Annotated in this window: 23 protein-coding genes and 1 tRNA gene; 16 read left to right on the top strand and 8 right to left on the bottom strand. The window is 62.8% G+C overall.

Features of this window, described 5'->3' with window-relative positions; genetic code table 11:
- Positions 1–5: 5 nt before the first annotated feature.
- From EN824_RS10585 to EN824_RS10615, 7 genes are all read left to right on the top strand, one after another.
- Positions 6–257, top strand: coding sequence for a hypothetical protein (locus EN824_RS10585; protein ID WP_135932216.1), 252 nt, complete (start codon positions 6–8; stop codon positions 255–257).
- Positions 258–664: 407 nt separating this feature from the next.
- Positions 665–1,279: a hypothetical protein gene (locus EN824_RS10590; RefSeq protein ID WP_135932217.1), complete on the top strand. Its 615-nt coding sequence runs from the start codon at positions 665–667 to the stop codon at positions 1,277–1,279.
- A gap of 103 nt (positions 1,280–1,382) precedes the next feature.
- Positions 1,383–1,733: a hypothetical protein gene (locus EN824_RS10595; protein WP_135932218.1), complete on the top strand. Its 351-nt coding sequence runs from the start codon at positions 1,383–1,385 to the stop codon at positions 1,731–1,733.
- 2 nt (positions 1,734–1,735) lie between these two features.
- The gene (locus EN824_RS10600; RefSeq protein WP_135932219.1) at positions 1,736–4,498 is read left to right on the top strand and encodes a hypothetical protein; all 2,763 of its coding nucleotides are present in this window, start codon (positions 1,736–1,738) and stop codon (positions 4,496–4,498) included.
- A complete protein-coding gene (locus EN824_RS10605; protein ID WP_135932220.1) occupies positions 4,495–4,845 on the top strand; it encodes a hypothetical protein in 351 nt (116 codons plus the stop codon). The genes EN824_RS10600 and EN824_RS10605 overlap by 4 nt, the downstream gene beginning before the upstream one ends.
- Positions 4,846–4,922: 77 nt before the next feature.
- Positions 4,923–5,849, top strand: coding sequence for a hypothetical protein (locus EN824_RS10610; RefSeq protein WP_135932221.1), 927 nt, complete (start codon positions 4,923–4,925; stop codon positions 5,847–5,849).
- The gene (locus tag EN824_RS10615) at positions 5,827–6,192 is read left to right on the top strand and encodes a hypothetical protein (protein ID WP_135932222.1); all 366 of its coding nucleotides are present in this window, start codon (positions 5,827–5,829) and stop codon (positions 6,190–6,192) included. Before EN824_RS10610 ends, EN824_RS10615 begins: the two co-directional genes overlap by 23 nt.
- A 47-nt stretch (positions 6,193–6,239) precedes the next feature.
- On the opposite strand, the gene EN824_RS35605 is transcribed toward EN824_RS10615, so the two are convergent.
- Positions 6,240–6,398 carry a hypothetical protein gene (locus tag EN824_RS35605; RefSeq protein WP_189603080.1) on the bottom strand — a complete coding sequence of 53 codons (159 nt, stop codon included), beginning with the start codon at positions 6,396–6,398 and terminating at the stop codon, positions 6,240–6,242.
- 438 nt (positions 6,399–6,836) lie between these two features.
- On the opposite strand from EN824_RS35605, the gene EN824_RS35170 reads away from it, so the two are divergent.
- The 3 genes from EN824_RS35170 (at position 6,837) to EN824_RS10630 (ending at position 8,231) form a co-directional block, all read left to right on the top strand.
- A complete protein-coding gene (locus tag EN824_RS35170; protein ID WP_189522155.1) occupies positions 6,837–6,995 on the top strand; it encodes a hypothetical protein in 159 nt (52 codons plus the stop codon).
- Entirely contained in the window at positions 6,988–7,710 is a 723-nt protein-coding gene (locus tag EN824_RS10625; protein ID WP_135932224.1) for a hypothetical protein, read from the top strand. The genes EN824_RS35170 and EN824_RS10625 overlap by 8 nt, the downstream gene beginning before the upstream one ends.
- A gap of 89 nt (positions 7,711–7,799) precedes the next feature.
- Positions 7,800–8,231 (top strand): hypothetical protein, encoded by a 432-nt coding sequence (locus tag EN824_RS10630; protein ID WP_135932225.1) that lies wholly within the window; start codon positions 7,800–7,802, stop codon positions 8,229–8,231.
- Positions 8,232–8,475: 244 nt separating this feature from the next.
- Here EN824_RS10630 and EN824_RS10635 read toward each other — a convergent pair.
- From EN824_RS10635 to EN824_RS10645, 3 genes are all read right to left on the bottom strand, one after another.
- A tRNA-Gln gene (locus tag EN824_RS10635) sits at positions 8,476–8,549 on the bottom strand.
- 162 nt (positions 8,550–8,711) lie between these two features.
- Complete coding sequence (locus EN824_RS10640; RefSeq protein ID WP_135915416.1) at positions 8,712–9,644, bottom strand: lysylphosphatidylglycerol synthase domain-containing protein; 933 nt, start codon at positions 9,642–9,644, stop codon at positions 8,712–8,714.
- A gap of 88 nt (positions 9,645–9,732) precedes the next feature.
- Complete coding sequence (locus EN824_RS10645; RefSeq protein ID WP_127280526.1) at positions 9,733–10,005, bottom strand: hypothetical protein; 273 nt, start codon at positions 10,003–10,005, stop codon at positions 9,733–9,735.
- A 55-nt stretch (positions 10,006–10,060) separates the two neighbouring features.
- Between EN824_RS10645 and EN824_RS10650 the strand changes: the two genes are divergently transcribed.
- Both EN824_RS10650 and EN824_RS10655 read left to right on the top strand, forming a co-directional pair.
- On the top strand, positions 10,061–11,419 hold the full coding sequence (locus tag EN824_RS10650; RefSeq protein WP_127280525.1) for a Ppx/GppA phosphatase family protein: 1,359 nt from the start codon (positions 10,061–10,063) through the stop codon (positions 11,417–11,419).
- Positions 11,420–11,444: 25 nt separating this feature from the next.
- Positions 11,445–12,242, top strand: coding sequence for an RlmE family RNA methyltransferase (locus EN824_RS10655; RefSeq protein WP_127280524.1), 798 nt, complete (start codon positions 11,445–11,447; stop codon positions 12,240–12,242).
- A 10-nt stretch (positions 12,243–12,252) separates the two neighbouring features.
- Here EN824_RS10655 and EN824_RS10660 read toward each other — a convergent pair whose 3' ends face one another.
- Complete coding sequence (locus tag EN824_RS10660) at positions 12,253–13,674, bottom strand: MFS transporter (RefSeq protein WP_135883644.1); 1,422 nt, start codon at positions 13,672–13,674, stop codon at positions 12,253–12,255.
- Positions 13,675–13,955: 281 nt separating this feature from the next.
- On the opposite strand from EN824_RS10660, the gene guaB reads away from it, so the two are divergent.
- From guaB to EN824_RS10675, 3 genes are read left to right on the top strand one after another with little or no spacing between them, the layout of a single operon-like run.
- Entirely contained in the window at positions 13,956–15,458 is a 1,503-nt protein-coding gene (guaB, locus tag EN824_RS10665) for an IMP dehydrogenase (RefSeq protein WP_127279866.1), read from the top strand.
- 31 nt (positions 15,459–15,489) lie between these two features.
- Positions 15,490–16,032, top strand: a complete 543-nt coding sequence (locus EN824_RS10670) for a hypothetical protein (protein ID WP_167531211.1) — start codon at positions 15,490–15,492, stop codon at positions 16,030–16,032.
- Between the two features lie 25 nt (positions 16,033–16,057).
- Positions 16,058–16,477, top strand: coding sequence for an MAPEG family protein (locus EN824_RS10675; RefSeq protein ID WP_127869657.1), 420 nt, complete (start codon positions 16,058–16,060; stop codon positions 16,475–16,477).
- Positions 16,478–16,530: 53 nt separating this feature from the next.
- Here EN824_RS10675 and rnd read toward each other — a convergent pair whose 3' ends face one another.
- From rnd to EN824_RS10690, 3 genes are all read right to left on the bottom strand, one after another.
- Positions 16,531–17,682, bottom strand: coding sequence for a ribonuclease D (gene rnd, locus EN824_RS10680; RefSeq protein WP_127279863.1), 1,152 nt, complete (start codon positions 17,680–17,682; stop codon positions 16,531–16,533).
- A 75-nt stretch (positions 17,683–17,757) separates the two neighbouring features.
- A complete protein-coding gene (locus EN824_RS10685) occupies positions 17,758–19,002 on the bottom strand; it encodes an MFS transporter (RefSeq protein ID WP_127279862.1) in 1,245 nt (414 codons plus the stop codon).
- 137 nt (positions 19,003–19,139) lie between these two features.
- Positions 19,140–20,366 (bottom strand): MFS transporter, encoded by a 1,227-nt coding sequence (locus tag EN824_RS10690; RefSeq protein WP_135932226.1) that lies wholly within the window; start codon positions 20,364–20,366, stop codon positions 19,140–19,142.
- Between the two features lie 118 nt (positions 20,367–20,484).
- On the opposite strand from EN824_RS10690, the gene EN824_RS10695 reads away from it, so the two are divergent.
- Positions 20,485–21,243: a DeoR/GlpR family DNA-binding transcription regulator gene (locus EN824_RS10695; RefSeq protein ID WP_135932227.1), complete on the top strand. Its 759-nt coding sequence runs from the start codon at positions 20,485–20,487 to the stop codon at positions 21,241–21,243.
- Positions 21,244–21,319: the final 76 nt, after the last annotated feature.

A 21,319-nucleotide genomic window follows, 5' to 3' on the forward strand; every position in this document is an offset into this window, starting at 1 on the left:
CGACCATGACGCTGCTCCAGAAACTGGACGCCCTCGACCTCCGCCTCGGCGATCTTGAGAGGTTGGATCGGGACATTAAGGCGCGCAACGCCAAAGCCTTCGAAGGCGGCGAGCACGTTGCGCGCGACAAAGTGTGGAAGACTGCATGCGACCTCATCGAAGTCTGCATCGCAGCAGGCGCTCCGCCGAGCACACTTCTCCGCATGGCCAAGACTCGCATCACCATCCGCGCGGCGGTGGCTGAGCTAGGCATCTGACAGGTTTACGTGAGCATGAGGAAGATCCTTCACGCAACAACGAACCGGGCGGCCATCGTGTCGGCCGGTTCAACTCAATTGCTGGCCGAGGCTGCGGGGCCGTCCGACCAGCAAGGGCTCGATGCTGTTTTCCTGGCAGTGTTGATCCCACGAAAGGCGCGGCCGTGCGTTGCTTCCTTTCACGCGGCTATGCGTCGCGACCGGGTGCGTGCTGAAGACGCGGCACATCCCGGTCGCACCGAACTCGCGGGTCCTTGGCGAGCCGTACGACGGATGAGGGTCGGCAGGGCGCTTCGTGTCCCTAGCTACAGACCTGCAAAGTTTGTGCATGAACAAGCGCAATCACGAAGATTCGTTGCGCCACAAGGCGTTGCGACGCAAATCCATGCAAATGCGAGTTGCTGAAAATGACCCTCATGTCCCCAACTGAATATGCCCACGCTATCGGCGTCTCGCCGTCGACGGTGAGCCGTGCGATTGCCAAGGGTCGCATTCCGACGGTGACGACGACCGACGGCAAAAGAATGGTCGACCGGCAAACTGCCGACACGGCTCGGCGACGGGACAGCAACATTCAGGGCGGACATGGCGGCAGGTCAGATCGCGCTGTTCGGAAGGCTTCGCTTTGGAGGGCGCAGAGCGGGAATGGCTATGATCCCCAAGTGCTCGCAGCCCTTAGTGTCATGGTGTTGGCGTGGCCATCCCTCATGCGCGAGGCGATGGAGATTCTCGGCGCCGATGAGATGAACCAGGCGCGCGCGGTGTTGGCACTGGAAGACCTTACCGCGACGCTGGCGTGCGCGGTGCATCAAGATATCAACCGGGCGCGCATTCATGATTATCGCATCCCGCTTCCCGCCAAGCCCATTCAACACTGGTCCGCCGAGGTGCAAGCCTTCGTCGATCGCGTTGGTGACAATGGCATGGGCGGGCAATGGACAAGCGACGACGTCGAGGGCCTGTCAGGCGGCGCAGAATGGGCTGAGCGCACGATGTCGGCGTGCTGGTCGGTGCAGCCCTGATGATCAGCTTCATGGAATTTGAAGGAAAGGTACAAACACGATGACCCCTGCCAATTGCCCGGCGCACTGGCGCCAAGCGCTCGACGCTACGGACGTTTCCAGCGTGAGTTTCCGCGACGAGGACGACGCCATCGCATTCTTCGGCGCGACCCGCATCCATGACTGTTTCATCAAGCTGTCGGACAGCCAGAAAGAGAACGTTGTCGCCTTGCGCAGCCGCTTCTCTGACGAGTCCCTGGCGGCAACGCTGTGCGCCCATGCCAAGGAACGGGAGGTCTCGCATACCCCGCGCTATATAGGCGCCTATGCGGGCAGCCGCCCGGCTCCTACCGTGCAGGAGTTGCAGCCCGAGATCGACGCCATCAACGCCGAAATCGCAGCGATGCCGAAGGCCAACAAGTGGGCCGATGCGATCGCCAAAACGAACGCAAAGCTTAACAGCGGAGCGCTGTGACCATGGCCAGTAAACCGATCGTCCAAAGGATTGCTTTGGAAGGTGGCAAGGCGATCGAAGATCAGTTGAAGGCGCTCGGCGATGCCGGCGAAAAGGCCTTCAATCAGATCCAGAAGGCTGCCGCCGGCGCGCAATTCACGCAGTTCTCGGCGTCGCTGAAGCGCGCCAGCGGCGATCTTGTCGCGTTCGGCCGCAATCTGGCGCTTCTGGGGGCGGGCGTAGCCGCAGCAGCGGGCGGTGCTGGCGCGGCAATCCTCGAACTGGCTTCGTCGTCTGGAGAGGCGGCTGATCAGGCTGGCAAGGCGGCGCAAAGCGCAGGCGTCACGACCCAAGCCTATACCGAGCTCGCCTTTGCCGCGAAGATGTCGAACCTTGAACAGGCTGACCTCGACGCCGGCATGGCTCGCCTGAACAAGACGCTTGGTGCGGCTGCCAATGGTTCGAAGTCGGCACTCGAGTTGTTCAAGAAACTCGGCGTTTCCATCCGCGATTCGGCGGGCAATTTGCGCACCCCGGACGCCGTCCTGCTCGACCTCGCCGACGCTTTCTCCAAACTACCAGACGGTGCATTGAAATCGGCCCTGGCAATTCAGCTATTCGGAAAGAGCGGCGCGAAGTTGCTGCCGTTTCTCAACGAAGGCAAGAAGGGCCTCATCGATCTTGGCGCAGAGGCCAAGGCGCTCGGCGTCACACTGACTGATGCCCAGGCCAAGATCGGCGACAATCTGGGCGACGCGCTCGACAGCGTGTCTGCTGCAGCCGGCGGCGTGAAACTTCAGCTTGGTCTGCTGTTTGCGCCTGCGATCACTCAGGCCGCCACGGCGTTGACGGAACGGATCAAGCAGCTTCGGCCCGCCATCCAAGGCTTTGCCCAAGACATCGCCACCAAGGCTCTTCCCCTCATGCTCGATTTCGTCAACGCCCTGACCGGCAATGACGCGGACGTGTCCAACAAGTGGGTCTTGGAATGGCGGGATGGTGCTATCGCCTTCGGGCAGTCGATGGTCCAGGCTTCCACAATCGTCTTGGCCGCTATCGATAAGTTGCGGGCAGGGCTCGACCTGACGGCAACGGCCCTCAATGGAATCTTCGGCACCCATCTATCTGGCGATGCGATTGGGCTGGTTCTCATTGCCGGGCAGATCACGGGCGGCTTCAAGGCGCTCTACTCTGCCGTCATCGCGGCGAAGGATGCCGTTGTCTTGCTGTTCGGCCTGGCCAGGGCAAATCCTTGGATCGCGGCAATCACCCTCATCGGCAGCGGCATCCTGCTTTGGGCGACGCGCACAGACCAGGCTACGGCAGCACTCCAGCGTCACGAGGGCTTGGTCGAGGGCGTTAAGGACGCCTACGGGCGGGCTGGCAACGCGGTCAAGAACATGACGGATGAGATCCGCAACGGGCTGATCATTCAGCAGCGTGCGGCCTTGCAAGACTTGGTGCCGGCATTCGAAGCCGAGATCAAGCGCTTGCGCGATCTGGCCGCCGCGCCAGCCAAGGAAAACCCCTTCAGCCAAGCCCTTCGGGACTTCGCCGGCGGTGGGAGCCTCGAAGCCTATCTCGCCGCGATCAAGAAAATCGGCGCCGCCAATCCTGAACTCAACGCCGCAGCGGATGCCTTTGTGCACTTGACCGACAAGGCCACCGGTTTGCAGGAGAAGATCAAGCCGTCGGCCGACTTCCTCGATCTGCTCACCGGCAAGATCACCGATGCCGCCTTCCAGGCGCGCCAGGCTGGTGCCGGCTTCCAGGCTCTTGGCACCGATGCCAACGCGGGACTCACCAATGCGGGAGCCGCTGCCGACACGACGAAGGCCAAGGTTGAGGCGTTGGGCCAGACGATCACGGTCATCCGAGGCGGCGGCGACAAGCTCACGAAACAGGTTTTTGATGTCGTCAACGGCGTTGCCAAGGCGGCGGCTGACGGCAAGACAGCCGTTGACGGACTGAAGTCGAGCGTTGACGAAACGAGCGGCGCTGTGGATGGAGTATCGAACGAGATAACCGACAGCATTTCCCAGATCGCACCGGCCGCACAGGAAGCCGCCAGTGGGTTCAACAGTTCGCTCGGCAACCTCGATGCTGGTGCCGCACAGGCCGCCGCAGAGGCCATCGTCGCGCCGTTCACAACGCTGCCGGGCAAGTTCTCTGCCATCCTCAACGGCATCCGGGCACTGCTGCAAGGCGGCTTTACGGGCCTGCAAGGCATTGTCACCAGCCTCGCCAGTCAGATCGAGTCCGCGATCGCGCGCATCCTGTCGGCATTGCGGGAGGCCGCAGCGGCAGCCTCGTCGTTGCGCGCACAGGCCGGCTCCTCGTCGGCTTCGCAGTCCGGTGGCTCACATGGTGGCTTTGCCGGCGGCGGCTTCGTCAGCGGTCCCGGCGGTCCGACGAGCGATTCCATCTTGGCTTGGTTGTCCGACACCGAATTCGTCATGCAAGCGCGAGCTGTGCGGAAGTACGGCCTCAACTTCTTCAATGCGCTCAACCAAGGGGCTATCCCGCTCGACGCGCTGCGCGGGTTCTCGCTTGGCGGCTTCGTCGACAACTTCAATCGCTCAATGGCGATCCCGAGATACGCTGGCGGCGGGCTGGTTTCGTCTGTTGCACCGTCGGGCGCAGGCAACCAGCGCACACCTATCGTCCTGCAGTTGCCGGGCGGGGAACAGATCTCCGACTTGACCATCGGTGATGTCGCGCTGACCCGACTGCAGCAGTTCTTGCAGCGAGAGGCCACGACGCGGAACGGTCGGAGGCCAAAATGACCTTCCCGAACCCAGGACTCGGCCCATTCGAGGCCGAGAATGCGGACTGGTCAGCGCACGTCACGCGCGGCTTTGTGCGCGAGATATCGATGGACCAATTGAACGCACCCGGATGCGATCCGGCACACGCGGCCATGGCGCATCTGACCGGCTTCATTATCTGCGCCATGACTGACGCCAACAAGCGCGGCGACGGAAGTCAGCAGATCATGCCGGACTTGGCCGAACAGGTTCGGGTGCGCTTAGAGCCGTTGTTTGCCGGCTCAATCGTGGTCAGCTTTCTGCAGAACGCCAAGCCCTTGTTGACCGTGGTGCCCGGCGGCAAGCAACCGGACAACGCCGCATGACCGCCTATTTCACATTCACCCTGGCCGCTGGCGTCGTCCTGGCGCTGGCCTGGCCGTTTTAAGGAAAAGGAATTCCCATGTTCGTCCACATGCTCAATGACAGAAGGACATGGCAACGGGGGGCCGTGCCGCCACCCGCTGCATGGACGCCAGCAAATCTCACAGGGCTGCTGGCCTGGCACGACGCCAAGGATCTGGCGACGATCACCGCCGCGAGCAGCCTGATCTCGGCCTGGAACGACAAGAGCGGCAACAACAACCACCTGACCGAAGCGACCAACAAGCCCAATTACTCCTCGTCGGCACAGCTGGGCGGAGTAAATGTCATAGATTGCGGGCCGGTGGGCAATCCTCCTGTTTCGAGCGGGAGGAAGATGTCGTGGACAAGCGCGATCACCACGGCCAAAGCGATATTTGCGGTGGTTGGCACCGGCACTAATGCAAGCTTAGAGGGCGGCGGGTTCCTGTTCGGCAGTACCGGGTCAACCTACCCATTCCATCGTGGCGGGACTTCACATCAGGAAGGCTATCTGGTGGCTGACCCCCTCGTGAATGTCCTCTACGGTGATGCTGACTGGCGGGATACGGCAGCACGTCGCAACGGCACCACGGTAAATCCCAGCATTCAGGGTTTTACGGGCCAAAGCACCTGGAACATCGTAGGACTCAAGACAGCCGGTTCTGCTGCAGGTTCATTCGACAGCATCAATTTTGACCGTGGAACTTCGCGTGGCGGGGCCGATTGGGCGGAGATAATAGTCCTCAATGCGGTGCCCTCCGACAATGACATTAAGCGCATCGAGGGGTATCTGAAGAACCGCTGGGCCACGGTGACGCTTCCCGAAATTCACCCCTACGCAAGCGCTCCCCCGCATATCGGTGACACACCCGTAGACAACCCCCTGACCAGTCACAGATGGTGGCGGATGGTGGCGGATGGTGAATTTTACTGTCATGACGCGCGCCGAGAGCTTATCAGGCATGTCGGAGCTAGAGGTCTATGAAACCATCGGCGGCGCAAACGCGATAAGTTCGGCGACCCTGTCAACGTCTGTCGCACTTAGAGACGGCGCACTTAGCGACCTCACGAATGGTAACCTGTCAGCAGACCGTGCTCAATGGGACGGCCAGTCGTTCGATGTCATCATGGATTTTGGCTCAGGTCAGAGCAAGATCCTGAACCAGGTTGGCATCGCGCCGAACAAAGATGCTGTAGGGCGCTCGCCTCAATGGTTTGTCATGCAGTATTCTGATGACGGCACAAATTTCCATGACAGTTGGCTGGGTATCGTGTCCTCCGCCTACACGCTCGGCACGATCAAGAAGGTGTCGCCAGCCTCGATCTAAGCGACGAAAGCATGTCCGCTTGCCGCTGCGAAGACAAACATCGACACTCAGCCGGCGATTGCCATGCCAATGCCGACGCCAAGGCCAATAGCCAGCCCCAGGAACAGCTTCCCGGCAAGATCCATGGCGAAGGCGCGGACGGGGCGCCACGCGTCTGTGCGGGGCGCTTTGATGGCTTGGGAGAGATCGTCAAAGATCGTTTCCATGTCTTCAGCATAGATCGAAACGCCGAATCTGTGAATCCCCCTTCAGGGGCGCGCGCAAAGCTTCGCCCCCGCAAGGGCGCGCTTGAAAAATCAACCGAATAAGAGCAACGTGTCCGTGGGCGTAGAAACCCGGACCGTGATATCTCCGAATCGTCCCTTGGCGGGGACAGCTTTCCTTGGCGGGAAAGCTCGGATGAAATGGAGTGGAAAAGTTTTCCTCTCCTAATGGACGCGCTTGGCGGCGCGGCTCCAGACCCGACCAATATGGCCGGGGGGCGCCGTTCTGTCCAGTGGGGGCAACCCCTAAAAGCGTCGCGCCAGTCTCACGGCTGGTTTCTACCCCCCGGCTTTCGGTCCGCCACCGATGATGGAAAGTCTTCCTGACTGGAATACTTTCCGCCGGCCGTAGAAAGCCGGTTCGAACCGTGAGAACGACCAATGACCATCATCACCATAGCCATGCTGCTCGCCGCAGTGGGCCTCCGCACGCGCCTTGGACGCGCCAGCCTCGCCCTGTGGCTCCTGAAGGCCTCCAACGCCCTACACCGCGCAGGAGCCCGCGCAATCGACAACCTGGAGGGCGACCTCCATGGATGACCTGCAGCTCACCAAAAAGGCCGAGGCCTACGTCGCCACTGCAGCGGAAAACTTTTCCGCTGCACCACTGCTTACCCTCCAGATCGACCGCACCAGCCGCAAGTCGCTGGCCGGCTCCATCGAGGCGCTTATCGACATGCTGGACGACTTGTCGCCAGATCCTGACCTGGAGGATGGCGCCGACCTTGAACCCTCTCTTGGCTGGGGCGAACGAGGTCCGCGCTGCATGATGCCGTTGGATCACGGGCGCGGAAGCCATCACGACGACCGGGAATTGGATGAAACCGACTATGAGGACAGCGGCGACGCTGAGCCTTCGCTCGGGTGGGGCCAGAACCAATCAGTTCTGCATTGCGATCGGCACGATGAAGCGGAAGAGGAGAACGAACACGGCGGCGATGTCTTAGATGAGCCCCACGATGGTCGCGATGATGATGAGCCTTGGCTCGGCTGGGGGAACACGATGGGGCAACCCGGAGTCGGCACAGAGGGCTTGGAAGGCGTCGAGGACAACCCGGACTATGGCGTTCTCGGCAACTTTACCGGAGCCGGCACCGACGAGGCCCGGCAGATGCTTCGCGGTCGCGGGCGCAAAGAACCGTCCCTGACGATCGTCGGCCCGGCCATCGCCATTGCCAACTGGCACGGCATCAAGCCGACCGATCCTGACCAGATGGATGCCCGCGCGCACTATTGGGCTGCGAAGGGCTTCTAACGTTTGCCAACATTGACCAACGTTTGCTGCCCGGCTGCTCAGGTGGCCGGGCCTCGACTGAGGCGCAAACCATGTCCTACACTTAAGCGATGTCACGCGGACTCGGCATCAAGCAGCTACTATTCCTCAAGGCCATCCACTCGATAGAGAAGGAAGCGGCCGACACCAGTTCGTATTGGCGAATTTCTGCCGTTTTGGAACAGGCCTACGCGCTGTCGCCTGAATTGCAGGAGATGCAGAAGAGGCTTGACCAGGCCATGGCCGCCCGCGACGCGAAAACCAGACAGATGGCCATTGATGGTGATCCCAAAGCGAAGTTGCTCATGTCGCTGACACGGCAGCTAGCAGTTCGGCGCAGATGGGATGTCGGCGAGCACCACGACCGAAAGCGACGATGCCCCGAATGGCTGGAGCACCACCTAAATCCGTCCCGAACACTCGCGTTGCTGGAGCGTCGTGGCCTCGTCACCAGGGTGAACGGCGGCGTTGCGCTGAGTGATGCCGGCCGTGCGGTCCTATAAGGTTTAAATGTAGGACATGGTTGGCCACACGGTGGCGGGCCTTCCTTTACGTCATTTGCCCAGAAGAACGATGGGAGAACAAATCGCCCATGCCGTGTTGCAGTCATGTTGCAATGACTGAAAGGGACGGAGCGGGACATGCCCAGATTGCAAGGGTTTGCGCGTAATCAAGCAGGAAAACGACTGCAACACATATTGGGAGCCGAGGATAAAGCTAACCGCTTGTTTTTGCTTGCTAAAGCGTTGGCTGGGGAACCTGGATTCGAACCAGGACTAACGGAGTCAGAGTCCGTGGGTCTACCGTTAACCTATTCCCCAGCAGGCGCGGTCGTGGACCGCGCGGGCCGAACGGCTGAGCCGCTTGAGCGCTGCCTTGTAGCCGCCAGCGGAAAATAGTCAAGCCTGCTCCGCGGTTCAATCGCCAGCTTTTATCACCGGTTTCAAACGCCACCTTTTTCCAGCGGCGTGAGAACTCCGGGCTCAGCTCTCCTTGCGGCTGAATTGCGAGCGTTCGAAGAACAGCACGATGCCCAGGCCCAGAAACAGCGGGATGATCAGATAAAACAGCCGGAACACCAGCAGCGCGGCCAGCACGCCGACCGGGTCCATGTCGGAAAGCCCGGCCAAGAACACCACTTCGAACACGCCGAGGCCGCCCGGCGCGTGCGATATCTGGGCGACCGAGAAGGAGACGAGGAAGACGCCGAGCACGACGAAATAACCGGGATTGTGCATCTCGGGCAGGGCGAAGAAGATGATCGCGGCCGCCGCCAGCAACTCGATCGGGCCGATCAGCAACTGCCTGGCGACGATCGGCAGCGCCGGATAGTGCAACTGGAAGCTGCCGATCTTCAGCGGGCGCAGATGCAGCCAGCTGCCGAATATATAGGCCGCGACGAGGACCAGCATCGCAATGCCCGCAGCCTCCGACAGGCCGTGATGGGCGATGCCGGAGAAGCGGTCGATAATCTGCGGCTCGAACACCAGCACGAGGCCTGCGGCGAGAATCGTCGACAGCACGAAGGTTATCCAGCAGACCGCCACCAGCACGCCGACCTCCTGGCCGGTCAGGCCCCTGGTGCCGTAGGCGCGGTAGCGGATGACGGCGCCGGAAAACACCGAGCCGCCGATATTGTGCGACAGCGCATAGGTGGTGAAGGAGCACAGCGTCACGAACAGCCAGGACACGCGCCTGCCGATGTGCAGCAGCGCGATGTGGTCGTAGCCGGCGAGCGCGGCATAGGCCACCACCGAACTCAAGCCTGCCAGCATCCAGCCGCGGGCCGGAATGGCCGCCAGCCCGTCCCAGACGTCGTCGAGCGAGATACCGCGCAATTCATGCCAGAGCAGCAGCAGCGAGAAAATCACCGCGCCGATGCCGACGATCGGCCAGAAATAGCGTTTCCAGTTCATTGCCCGACCGTCATGCGTTGCCTGTCCGCTTCCTTTTCTGTCGAGAGGCCGACCGCGCCCCGAATTCCCCATTCATTTCAGAAATGCCTCATTGAAGCCGGCTATTCAACCGCGAACACTTGTCGCGCCTGATGCCGGCGAGGCCTGCCTGCACCGGGCGCGGCGCGAGAACGCCTGCAAGCGGCGAGGGAACCGGCTCGACGGGCGCGGTCTCCGCTGGCGTCGCGTTATCAATCCAGCCTTGCGGGTACATTACGGAGCGCAGCAAAAAGGCGGGGTTGCGCGCCCAGCCGGCAAAATTCGGCAAGCGGCTCTTGGTGATCGGGCGCGGCACTGTTAGTCTGGCGGCAACTTGAAACATGCCAAAGCGCCTGCTGCGTCCGTCACCGGTTCGCGCGGCGCCGGAAGGAACGACAGTGGAAGACCGCGACACCGGCGCAGGCGCGCCGGAGGTGGGCGCGTCCAGCGCTTCTCCGGGGTCATCAGGCCCGGGGACGGCCGGTTGGCAGCAACGCCGCCCGACGGAGCCTCGCTCCGTGAATGGGCAGGTGGGCGACGCAACCCAGAAAGGCAAGCCCAAGAAACGGCGCAAGCGAAGGCGCGGGCGCAAGGTTTTTGCGCGCGACGATGTGCGCCCCGAGGACAATCGATCGCCGCTGCAAGGCAAGGCCGCTACCGCGGCAGTCGACCTGAAGCCTGTTGCCGCTGCGGCGATCTCGCCCGTCGTTCCAGCGCCACGCCCCGAACAAGGCAACCGCAGGCCGCCGGTGCACGAGCTTCCGGTTTTCGCGGCGCTGGATCTCGGCACCAACAATTGCCGGCTGCTGGTCGCCGTTCCCACCCGTCACGGCCAGTTCCGCGTCATCGACGCCTTCTCGCGCATCGTCAGGCTGGGCGAGGGGCTCACCGCCAATGGCCGGCTCGGCCAGCCGGCGATGGACCGCGCGGTCGAGGCGCTGAAGGTCTGCGGTGACAAATTGCGCGGCCGCAAGATCAGGAAGGCAAGGCTGATCGCCACCGAAGCCTGCCGCACCGCCGAAAACGGCGTCGAGTTCCTCGATCGCGTCGAACGCGAAGCCGGCCTGAAGCTCGAGATCATCGATCGCCAGACCGAAGCCCGCCTTGCGGTTTCCGGCTGCGGCTCGCTGGTCGAGCGCGACACGCAAGGCGTCGTCCTGTTCGACATCGGCGGCGGCTCCTCCGAGATCGCGCTGATCGATCTCAGCGGCCGCCGCTCGCCGCGCCTTGCCAACCATATCGTCTCATGGACATCGCTGCCGGTCGGCGTCGTGTCATTGGCGGAACGCTTTGGCGGCCGCACCGTGACGCGCGAGATCTTCACCGCCATGGTCGACGACGTCGCCGGCAGGCTGGCTACTTTCGATGGCCGCGACCGGCTGAGCCATCTCAAGGCCAGCCCGAATTTCCATCTGCTCGGCACTTCGGGCACGGTGACGACGCTGGCCGGCGTCCATCTCGATCTCGAGCGCTACGACCGCCGGCGGGTCGACGGCCTGTGGATGGACCGCGACAGCGTCGACCGCATGGTGGAGAGACTGGTCGGCTGGGATTTCCAGCAGCGCTGCGCCAACCCCTGCATCGGCGCCGACCGCGCCGATCTGGTGCTTGCCGGCTGTGCGATCCTAGAAGCGATCCGCGCCGTCTGGCCGTCGGAGCGGCTGCGCGTCGCCGACCGTGGCCTGCGCGAAGGCATATTGAGCGAACTGATGGCCGATGACGGCGTCTGGCGCAACGATGGGCGTGCTAGGGCATGATCATGCTCAAACAAGAAATCAGGCAATGACCAAGAAACCGGAAAAACCAGGTTCGGCGAGCATTCGCGTGCTGAAGACGCGGATCAAGAAGAAAAGCGGCCTGAAGGAATCGTCACGCCGCTGGCTGCAGCGCCACATCAACGATCCCTATGTCCAACGCTCGAAAGCCGATGGCTATCGTTCCCGCGCGGCCTACAAGCTGATCGAGATCGACGACAAGCACCATCTCTTGAAGCCCGGCATGAAGGTGATCGACCTGGGTGCCGCCCCCGGCGGCTGGTGCCAGGTCGCGGCCGCGCGCACGAAATCGACGGCCGAAAACCCGCATGTCATCGGCATCGATTATCTGGAAATGGACGCCGTGCCCGGTGCGCCGGTGCTGCTGATGGATTTTCTCGATCCGCAGGCTCCGCAAAAGCTGGCCGAGGCGCTGGGCGGCGACCCGGATGTCGTGCTGTCCGACATGGCGGCGCCGACCACCGGCCACAAGCGGACCGACCACATCCGCACCATGCATCTGTGCGAGGTGGCGGCCGATTTCGCGCTGTCGGTCCTGAAGCCCGGCGGCCATTTCCTGGCCAAGACCTTCCAGGGCGGCGCCGAAAACGAACTGCTCTCGATGCTCAAGAAGAATTTCCGCTCCGTCCACCACGTCAAGCCACCGGCGTCGCGCGATGAATCGGTGGAGCTTTATCTCTTGGCCAAGGATTTTAAGGGGCGAGAGGCTGGTCCGCCGTCAGGCGGATCGGAACGTCCAGTGGACGTTCCGAAGGGCTCGAGCGCCCGGAGCCATGGCGAAGGGCCGGGGGACGCAGACGGCTGAGTTGGCCGCTTCACTCTCCAGGCGATCTCACCGGTTCCAGCGTCTTGGGCGTCGTCAGCCGGCCATGGCCTGACACGGCGTTGCCGGCATCGGGTGCCAGCCGCATGAACGACAGTGACGCCGCCGCCGATACCGCCGCCACGATGAAGAAGGCGGTATGGAAATCGCCCAGCGTCAGCGGGCCGCCATGGATCGAGGTCGAGACTTCCAGAACACCGCCGGCGAGCGCCACGCCGAGCGCGATCGAGAGCTGCTGGAACACCGCCGTGATCGGCGTCGCCTTGCTGGTATCCTCGGCCGAAACCTCGGCATAGGACAGTGCGTTGACACCGGTGAAGAACATCGAACGGATAAAGCCGCCGACCAGCAAAATGGCCAGCATCAGCGCGTAAGGCGTTTCGGGGGTGAAGAGGCCGTAGATGGCGATCGATGCGGCGGCGACCAGCGAGCCGGCGATCAGCACGCGGCGGAAGCCGACGACACGGAAGATCAGCGCGGTGACGAATTTCATGCCGATGGCGCCGATCGCGGAGACGAAGGTGATCATGCCGGACTGGAATGGGGTCAGCCCGAAACCGATCTGGAACATCAGCGGCAACAGGAACGGCACCGCTCCGATGCCGATGCGAAACAGGCTGCCGCCAAGCACCGACGAGCGGAACACCTGGTTGCGGAACAGCTCAAGCGCCAGCAGCGGATTTCTGGCGCGGCGCGCATGCATCAGGTAGAGCGCGCCCGACAGCAGCCCCACCGCGACCGTGATGAAGCCGGTGGCCGGCGGCAGATAAGGCAGGCTGACCACCGACAGGCCGAACACGACGCCGGATGCGGCAAGCCCGCTCAACACGAAGCCGATGAAATCGAGCGGCGGCGTCTCGGTTGCTTCGGTTTCCGGCAGGAAGCGTGTGGCCAGCCAGATGCCGATCAGGCCGATCGGCACGTTGATCAGGAAGATCCAGTGCCACGTAAAATAGGTGGTGATAAAGCCACCGATCGGCGGACCGACCAGCGGGCCGACGAGTGCTGGAACGGTCAGCCAGGACATGGCGGCGACCAGGTCGCTCTTGGGCGTGGCGCGCACCAGCACCAGGCGCCCGACCGGGGTCATCATGGCGCCGCCAATGCCTTGCAGGAAGCGCGACACCACGAAGGCCGGCAGCGAACCGGACAGCGCGCAGGCAACCGAACCGGCAATGAACACCGCGATCGCCGCACGAAAGATGTTCTTGGCGCCGAAGCGGTCGGCCATCCAGCCGCTGATCGGAATGAAGATCGCCAGCGACACCAGATAGGCGGTCAGCGCCAGTTTGAGCGCGATCGGGCTGGTATGGATGTCGATGGCGATCGCCGGCAGCGATGTCGCGATGACGGTCGAATCCATGTTTTCCATGAAAAGAGCGACCGCCAGTATGAGCGGAATGGTGCGGTTCACAAAAACGCGTCCGGGCTTGATTCCAGATGTTGCCGACCTTGCCGGCACGCAGGGCGGGTATCACGGCTGGACACCGATGTCGCATTAATTTGCTGTCACTTTTGTGCGATCGCAACCAGGGGTGGCGTTGCCGGGCTCGTCGTGATCCTGTTGTGCAACGCAATGATCGGCTTTTCATCCGTCCCGGGACGTGTTACCAGCCACCGCCAATCCTGAAAGGGAATAACGAGTCGGCGCTGCCCATTCCGGTCCAGCGCTTTTTCGCATTCAAAGGGCTGGCTATGGCAAAAATCATCGAAACGTCCACCGGCGCACTGGCGCTGACCTTTGACGACGTGCTTTTACAGCCCGGTCATTCCGAAGTGATGCCCGGCCAGACCGACATCCGCACCCGCATCGCCGGCGACATCGACCTCAACGTGCCGATCCTGTCGGCGGCGATGGACACGGTCACCGAGGCAAGGCTTGCCATCGCCATGGCGCAGGCCGGCGGCATCGGCGTCATCCACCGCAATTTCTCGCCCGCCGAACAGGCGGAGCAGGTGCGGCAGGTCAAGAAATTCGAATCCGGCATGGTGGTGAACCCGGTCACCATCGGTCCCGACGCCACGCTCGCCGACGCGCTGTCACTGATGCGCACCTACTCGATCTCGGGCATTCCGGTGGTCGAGAATGGCGGCGCCGGCGGCCACAAGACCGGCCGGCTGGTGGGCATCCTGACCAACCGCGACGTGCGCTTCGCTTCCGATCCTGCGCAAAAGGTCTACGAATTGATGACCCGGGAGAACCTGATCACGGTCAAGGAGAATGTCGACCAGGACGAGGCCAAGCGGCTCCTGCACCAGCACCGCATCGAGAAGCTGGTCGTGGTCGACAAGGCGGGCAATTGCGTTGGGCTGATCACCGTCAAGGACATCGAGAAGTCGCAGCTCAACCCGCATGCCACCAAGGATGCGCAGGGGCGACTGCGCGCCGCGGCCGCCACCAGCGTCGGCGATGACGGCTTCGAACGCGCCGAGCGTCTTATCGAGGCGGGCGTCGACCTTTTGGTGATCGACACCGCGCATGGCCACTCGCAGCGCGTGCTGGACGCGGTGACGCGGGCCAAGAAGCTTTCCAATTCCGTGCGCATCCTGGCCGGCAACGTCGCCACCGCCGAAGGCACGCAGGCGCTGATCGACGCCGGCGCCGACGCCGTCAAGGTCGGCATCGGTCCGGGCTCCATCTGCACCACCCGCATCGTGGCCGGGGTCGGCGTTCCCCAGCTTTCGGCCATCATGTCGGCGGTCGAGACGGCGCATAAATCCGGCGCCTCGGTGATTGCCGACGGCGGTATCAAATATTCCGGCGATCTCGCCAAGGCACTCGCCGCCGGCGCCAGCGCCGCCATGATCGGCTCGCTGCTTGCCGGGACCGACGAAAGTCCGGGCGAGGTGTATCTGCACCAGGGCCGCTCCTTCAAGGCCTATCGCGGCATGGGCTCGGTCGGCGCAATGGCGCGGGGCTCCGCCGATCGCTACTTCCAGGCCGAGGTGCGCGACACGCTGAAACTGGTGCCGGAAGGCATTGAAGGGCAGGTTCCCTACAAAGGACCTGTGTCTGGCGTGCTGCACCAGCTTGCAGGCGGGCTGAAAGCCGCTATGGGTTATGTTGGTGGCCGCGACCTTGCCGATTTCCGCGACCGCGCCACCTTTGTGCGCATATCCAACGCCGGACTTCGTGAGAGCCACGCCCATGACGTCACGATTACCCGCGAAAGCCCCAACTATCCCGGCGGAGCCTGATTCTTCCGGGCTTTGGCGCAACTTGGCCGCCATGGTGCTGCGCCTGTCGCGCCATGTCGGAGCGCTCTGCTTTCTCTCGGCAGCGGTTTTCATCGCCATGACCGGGATGGAGTTCTTCTATTTCCGCCAGTTGAGCGGGGGCTTGGCCTCGCTCGACATGCGCTATTTCGGATTCACGCCCGACGAAGGCATGGCCTGGCTGACGGCGCTTGGCCGGCGCGGCAGCGAGATCATCCTGGTCTGGCATTACCTGACTTTCGATCTTTTGTTTCCTGCGCTGTTGTCGCTGACGCTAGTCAGCCTGATCGTGGTAACTGGCCGGCGCTTGAAGGCTTTCCGCGTGCTGCCGGGGCAGATGCAGGCGATCTTCGCCTTGGTCCTGGTGCTGCCCTACACGCTCGCCGACTATGTCCAGAATATCGCCGTGGCGCGGCTTCTGTCCGATTTCCTCTATGCCAACCCGGACTCGCTGTCTTTCGCCTCGGCGCTGATCGTCACCAAATTCGCGCTTCTCGCCCTCCCGGTCATCGTCATTGCCGCTTTCTGGCTGGCGGGCCAAAGACGTCAGAATTGAAGCCGAAAAGGGCAGGGGCCACTTCATGAACCAGACCACCATCTTCTGGCCGGTCCTGGCGCATGTGCTGCTGATCTACATCGTCTACTGCGTCCTCGGCCGTCGCCGAGACGGTGCGGTCAAGTCAGGCGAAGCCAAGACCGGCCAATACAAAGTGCGTTCGACCGAGCCGGCGTCCAGCGTCACGGTCGCCGCCAATCTCAACAACCAGTTCGAATTGCCGGTTCTTTTCTACGTGCTGTGCCTGGCGCTGCACGTCACCAACGGCGTCAATTACCTGACCCTGGCGCTGATGTGGATCTTTGTCGCCTCGCGCTACTTCCACGCCTGGGTTCACCTGACCAGCAACGATCTGCGCCTGCGCAGGCGGTCTTTCTTTCTCGGTGCGGTCATTATCCTGTTGGGCTGGATCTGGTTCGCTCTTCACCTGCTCCAGGTGGTTTGAGCAGAAGCGGCGTTGGCGCCCTTCTCCCGAGGCGGAAGAAGAGAGGCCGATTTCTACAGATCGAACACGGCTATCTTGCGCTTGTCGAACTTGATGCCGATCTCACCGCGCACCAGCTTCAGCGCCTGTTCGCCGAACACGGCGCGCCGCCATCCCTGCAGTGCCGGCACATCGGCGTCCTCGCCCTCGGCGGCGATGCGATCGATATCGTCGCTGGACGCCAATACTTTCGAGGCCACGCCCTGTTTTTCGGCGACGATCCTGAGCAGCACTTTCAAGAGTTCCGCGGCCGCATTCGAGCCTTCGGGCGGCTGGAAGTTTTTCGGCAGTTTCGGCATCTGCTCCTTGGGCAAGGCGAGCGCCGTGTTGACCGCGCCGAGCAGTGCGGTCGCCGTCGAGGAGCGTTCCCAGCCCTTTGGCGTGGTACGGAGTTTGGCAAGGGCCGCCGCATCGCGCGGCCCTTGTTGCGCGATCTCGTAGATCGCGTCGTCCTTGAGCACGCGGCCGCGCGGCACGTCGCGCTCGCGCGCCTCGCGTTCGCGCCATGCCGCCACGGTCTGCACGATCGCCAGTTCCTGTGGTTTGCGCAGTCGCATCTTCAGCCGCTTCCAGGCATCCTCGGGGTGCGGATCGTAGGTCTCGCGCGAGGTCAGGACGTCCATCTCCTCATTCAGCCAGTGAGCGCGGTTTTCCCGCGCCAGCTCGGCGTTGAGGTGCTGATAGACCTCGATCAGATGGGTAACGTCGGCCAGCGCATAGTCGAGCTGCTTGTCGGACAGCGGCCGATGGCGCCAGTCGGTGAAGCGCGACGACTTGTCGAGCCGCGCCCCGGTGATGCGCTGCACGAGTTGATCGTAGGAAACGCTGTCTCCGAAGCCGCAGACCATCGCCGCCACCTGGGTGTCGAACACCGGGTGCGGAACGAGATCGCCGAGATGGACGATGATTTCGATGTCTTGCCGGGCGGCGTGGAAGACTTTGACCACCGCCTCGTTGGCCATCAACTTGAAGAACGGAGCCAGGTCGATGTCTGATGACAGCGGATCGATCAGCGCCGTCACGCCGGGCGCTGCCATCTGGATCAGGCACAGGATTGGCCAGAAGGTCGTTTCGCGGATGAATTCGGTGTCGACGGTGACGAAATCCGACTTTTCGAAAGCGGCGAGAACGGTCTCGAGTTCTTTCTGGGTGGTGATGACGTGCATCAAATCGCTTTTGGCAGGAGTAGGGTCTTCCTAGATTTCAGCCGGGAAGGCTTTCGTCAAGCTGTGCTGCCACCGTCACGGCCCTTCCGGACTGTCTGGATCACTATTTCTCCTGGCCAGCCGCGCGAAAATGGTCGAGGTGCGCAACAGCGCGGTGAAGCGGCTGCGCTTGCCGGCCGGCACGCCGGACCGGGCCTGCATGCGGTAGAGGATAACGGCGATGAACACCGCGTAGACCACGGCACTGAAGACAAACAGCGCGCTTGGCCCGAAATACTGCATCGCCGTCGAGGCCGCGAAAGGGCCACCAATAGCGCCGAAGGAATAGAACAGCATCAGGGCTGCATTGATCAGCACGAACTCGCCGGCATCCGCGCGATCATTGGAATGCGCCGCCGACAGTGAATAGAGCGGCATGGCGAAACAGCCGAAGATGAAGACGGCGATGAAGTTGAGCAGCGGATTGCTGCCGGCAATGAACACCAGCGCCAGTGCCGAAAGCATCGCGCAGCAAGTCGTCATCAGCAGCACCCGCCGCCGGTCCCAGCGGTCGGAGAGATAACCGAGTGGATACTGGATGATCGCGCCGCCGAAAATGCCGACGCTGACGAAAGTGACGACGTCGGCGACCGACATGCCGATCTGCTCGGCATAGACCGGCGACAAGGTGCGAAACGCGCTGTTGGTGACGCCGACGGCGATGCAGCCGAAGCAGCCAAGCGGCGAAATCCGCCAGACGCGTGCCAGATCGAGCTTGACCTCTTCCGGCGGCGTCGGGTTGGAACGGTCGCCAAGCGAGACCGGCACCAGCGACAGCGTGATCATGATCGACATGATGGCGAAGATGCTGAAGCCGCCGGCACCGAAGACCGGAATCAGGAACTGGGCTGATGTCACCGATCCGGTATCGACCATCCGGTAGATGGCCAGCACACGGGCGCGGTCGCGGTTGGTGACGCCTGAATTCAGCCAGCTTTCGACGATGGTGAACAATCCGGCGAAACAGAAGCCGCCGGCAAAGCGCACCGCGCACCACATCACCGGATCGAGGACCAGTACCAGGAGCAAGGTGCCGACCGAGGCGATCGCCGCCAGCGCCGAGAACGCCCTGATATGGCCGACCGCCTTCATGATGCGGGTGATGGCCAGGCAGCCGAGCAGGAAGCCGGCGAAATAGAAGGTGCCCATAAGACCGATGTCGGACGCCGAAAACCCTTCCTGCGCGCCGCGCAGCGCGATCAGCGTGCTCTGCAGCCCATTGCCGCCGAGCAGGATGCCTGCGGCGAGAAGGAGCGGAATCAGCGGGCGGATGGAGGACATGAAGCGGCGATCACGTATCGGTGATCCCTTCTTGAACCAAAGCGACCGTCAATGCCAGCGGACAATCCTTAGTTCTTGCGGGGCGACTCCCTTGGGCAGGCCGCGCCAGCCATCCGGTGGACGGGTAGGCGAGCCGCCTATGCCTCGTTGGCCCGCGCCAATGCCTCCTCCCTCGTCCCGCTGGGGCCTGCGCTTGCGGAGGTGGCGGAAGTAGATGGCCTGGTGCCAAGCGAGCCGACGGTCAGCAGGCTGAGTATGATGAATGGGATGCCGATGCCGAAGGCCGAGCGTATGCCCCAATGGTCCGAGACGAAGCCAAGCAGTGGCGGGCCGAGCAGGAAGGCAGTGAAGGAGATCTGTGACAATGCCGCTACGTTGATCGCCGCGGGGCGATCGCTTCGCTGAGCGGCGGCCGAAATCGCCAGCGGGAAGATGGCGCTGCTGCCAACGCCCAGAAGCGCGAAGCCGAGCATCGAGATAAATGGCGCGGGCGAGAAGAAGACCAGGAAAACGCCGGCAGCCATCATCGCCAGGAGGACGCGCGCCACGCCGCTTGGCGAATGGCGGTCGACGAAGCTGTCGGCGAAGAAACGCGTCGTCGCCTGCGAGAATGCAAACAGCGCCACTGTGAAGCCGGCGACAAAGGGGCCGGATTCGAACACGGTGCGCATGTAGATTGCCGACCAGTCGATGCTGGCGCCTTCCAGCAGCATCGCCGAAAGCGTCACCGCGACGAGGACTAGAATCGGCAATGTCGGCCGGGCGAACATGGGCGCCTTGTCGCCGGTAGCGGCGAAGCGGGCAGGGGCCGGCTCGTAGCCGCCGAGAAAAATCGCCATCGAGATAGCCACTATGGGTACGACCAGCGCCAGATGGAGTTGCGGCGACAGGCCGAGATGCGCCATCGCGCCGCCGAACAGTCCGGCACCGAAGAAGCCCGCGCTCCAGAACGAATGGGCGCGGTTCATGATGCGGCGTTTGAGTTGGAATTCCGTCCTGTCGGCTTCGACATTCAGGTTGATTTCGACGCTGCCGATCATCAGGCCGATGGGAAACAGCATCAGGAACAGTGCGACGGGTTCCGGCGCATGTACGGCGATGGCGTAGAGAAGCGCCAGCAGCGGAACCAGCGTGAGCAGCGCGCGGCGAAAGCCGATGCGCTCCAGGAGGGGCGTGGCCAGCGTCAGTGCGGTCAGGGTGCCGATCGGTGTCCCGATCAGGCTGAGCCCCAGCGTGCCGTCCGCGATGCCCATGGCATGCTTGATGTCGGGCAGCCGCGGGAAGATGTTGCCCATGGCGAACGAATAGGTCGCAAACCCGGCATAGACCCGGTGTTGAGGGGCAAGGTTGAGGCCAAAGCTCATCGCGGTGCTTTCAATGAAAAACGGGCGGCTGCCTTGTCCAGCAGCCAGACATGTCGACTTCTTGCATAAACGTGCAAAACATGCAAGAACGTGCAGAACAAGAAAACAAGGTTCGGCAATGCTCACCGATCAACGGCACCAGCTCATCCGTGACCGCCTTGCGGCGGAGGGGAGTGTCCTGGCCGGCGAACTGGCAAGCCGCTTCGGTGTTTCGGAAGACACCGTACGCCGCGACCTGAGGGAGCTGGCGAAGGCCGGCGAATGCCGTCGCGTTTACGGCGGCGCGGTCGCTTCCGCGCCCCTTGCAGCGGCAACGATCAGCCAGCGAGGCGGCCATGCGATCGAGGAGAAGGCGCGTCTGGCAAATGCGGCGGTCGCGTTGCTCTCCGCTGGACAAAGCCTGTTCATCGATGGCGGCACGACCAATGAGGCGATCGCCAGGGCCATCCCGCGCGACATCGAGCTGACCGTAGCCACCAATTCGCTTGGCGTCGCCTCGGTCCTGTCGGATCACCCCTTGGTCGAACTGATCGTGCTCGGCGGCAGGTATGTCCGCGACCTTGGCACCTGTGTCGGCGCCGATACGCTGGCCGCCGTGGCGCAGCTTGGCGCCGACCTGTTTTTCCTGGGATCCTGCGGCCTTGATGCCACGCGAGGCGTGACCGCCTTCGATTCGTCCGAGGCCGAGGTGAAGCGGGCCATGGCGGGAAACAGCGCCGGCATCCTCATTGCCGTCACCAATGACAAGCTGGCCACCGCGGCGCCCTATCGCGTCGCTGCCGCCGGGATGATCAGCCATCTCGTCGTCGAGAAGACCGCGCCCGCTGCCATCCTTGCCGATTTCGAACGTCAGGGCGCCCAAATCCACTTCGCGTGAACGGTCGAAGCCGCGAGCCTGTGTGACCGCTTGCCTTGACAAATCCGGCCTCCCATGCGCTTTTCGCGCAAATTTT

It is taken from the genome of Mesorhizobium sp. M8A.F.Ca.ET.181.01.1.1 (assembly GCF_004792025.1).
GTDB lineage: Bacteria > Pseudomonadota > Alphaproteobacteria > Rhizobiales > Rhizobiaceae > Mesorhizobium.

Excerpts from the sequence above, each read along its gene's own strand:
- EN824_RS10585 (WP_135932216.1), top strand. The coding sequence starts at position 6 with ATGACGCTGCTCCAGAAACTGGACGCCCTCGACCTCCGCCTCGGCGAT.
- EN824_RS10590 (WP_135932217.1), top strand. The coding sequence starts at position 665 with ATGACCCTCATGTCCCCAACTGAATATGCCCACGCTATCGGCGTCTCG.
- EN824_RS10600 (WP_135932219.1), top strand. The coding sequence starts at position 1,736 with ATGGCCAGTAAACCGATCGTCCAAAGGATTGCTTTGGAAGGTGGCAAG.
- EN824_RS10605 (WP_135932220.1), top strand. The coding sequence starts at position 4,495 with ATGACCTTCCCGAACCCAGGACTCGGCCCATTCGAGGCCGAGAATGCG.
- EN824_RS10610 (WP_135932221.1), top strand. The coding sequence starts at position 4,923 with ATGTTCGTCCACATGCTCAATGACAGAAGGACATGGCAACGGGGGGCC.
- EN824_RS10615 (WP_135932222.1), top strand. The coding sequence starts at position 5,827 with ATGTCGGAGCTAGAGGTCTATGAAACCATCGGCGGCGCAAACGCGATA.
- EN824_RS35605 (WP_189603080.1), bottom strand. The coding sequence starts at position 6,398 with ATGGAAACGATCTTTGACGATCTCTCCCAAGCCATCAAAGCGCCCCGC.
- EN824_RS35170 (WP_189522155.1), top strand. The coding sequence starts at position 6,837 with ATGACCATCATCACCATAGCCATGCTGCTCGCCGCAGTGGGCCTCCGC.
- EN824_RS10625 (WP_135932224.1), top strand. The coding sequence starts at position 6,988 with ATGGATGACCTGCAGCTCACCAAAAAGGCCGAGGCCTACGTCGCCACT.
- EN824_RS10630 (WP_135932225.1), top strand. The coding sequence starts at position 7,800 with ATGTCACGCGGACTCGGCATCAAGCAGCTACTATTCCTCAAGGCCATC.
- EN824_RS10640 (WP_135915416.1), bottom strand. The coding sequence starts at position 9,644 with ATGAACTGGAAACGCTATTTCTGGCCGATCGTCGGCATCGGCGCGGTG.
- EN824_RS10645 (WP_127280526.1), bottom strand. The coding sequence starts at position 10,005 with ATGTTTCAAGTTGCCGCCAGACTAACAGTGCCGCGCCCGATCACCAAG.
- EN824_RS10655 (WP_127280524.1), top strand. The coding sequence starts at position 11,445 with ATGACCAAGAAACCGGAAAAACCAGGTTCGGCGAGCATTCGCGTGCTG.
- guaB (WP_127279866.1), top strand. The coding sequence starts at position 13,956 with ATGGCAAAAATCATCGAAACGTCCACCGGCGCACTGGCGCTGACCTTT.
- EN824_RS10670 (WP_167531211.1), top strand. The coding sequence starts at position 15,490 with ATGGTGCTGCGCCTGTCGCGCCATGTCGGAGCGCTCTGCTTTCTCTCG.
- EN824_RS10675 (WP_127869657.1), top strand. The coding sequence starts at position 16,058 with ATGAACCAGACCACCATCTTCTGGCCGGTCCTGGCGCATGTGCTGCTG.
- rnd (WP_127279863.1), bottom strand. The coding sequence starts at position 17,682 with ATGCACGTCATCACCACCCAGAAAGAACTCGAGACCGTTCTCGCCGCT.
- EN824_RS10685 (WP_127279862.1), bottom strand. The coding sequence starts at position 19,002 with ATGTCCTCCATCCGCCCGCTGATTCCGCTCCTTCTCGCCGCAGGCATC.
- EN824_RS10690 (WP_135932226.1), bottom strand. The coding sequence starts at position 20,366 with ATGAGCTTTGGCCTCAACCTTGCCCCTCAACACCGGGTCTATGCCGGG.
- EN824_RS10695 (WP_135932227.1), top strand. The coding sequence starts at position 20,485 with ATGCTCACCGATCAACGGCACCAGCTCATCCGTGACCGCCTTGCGGCG.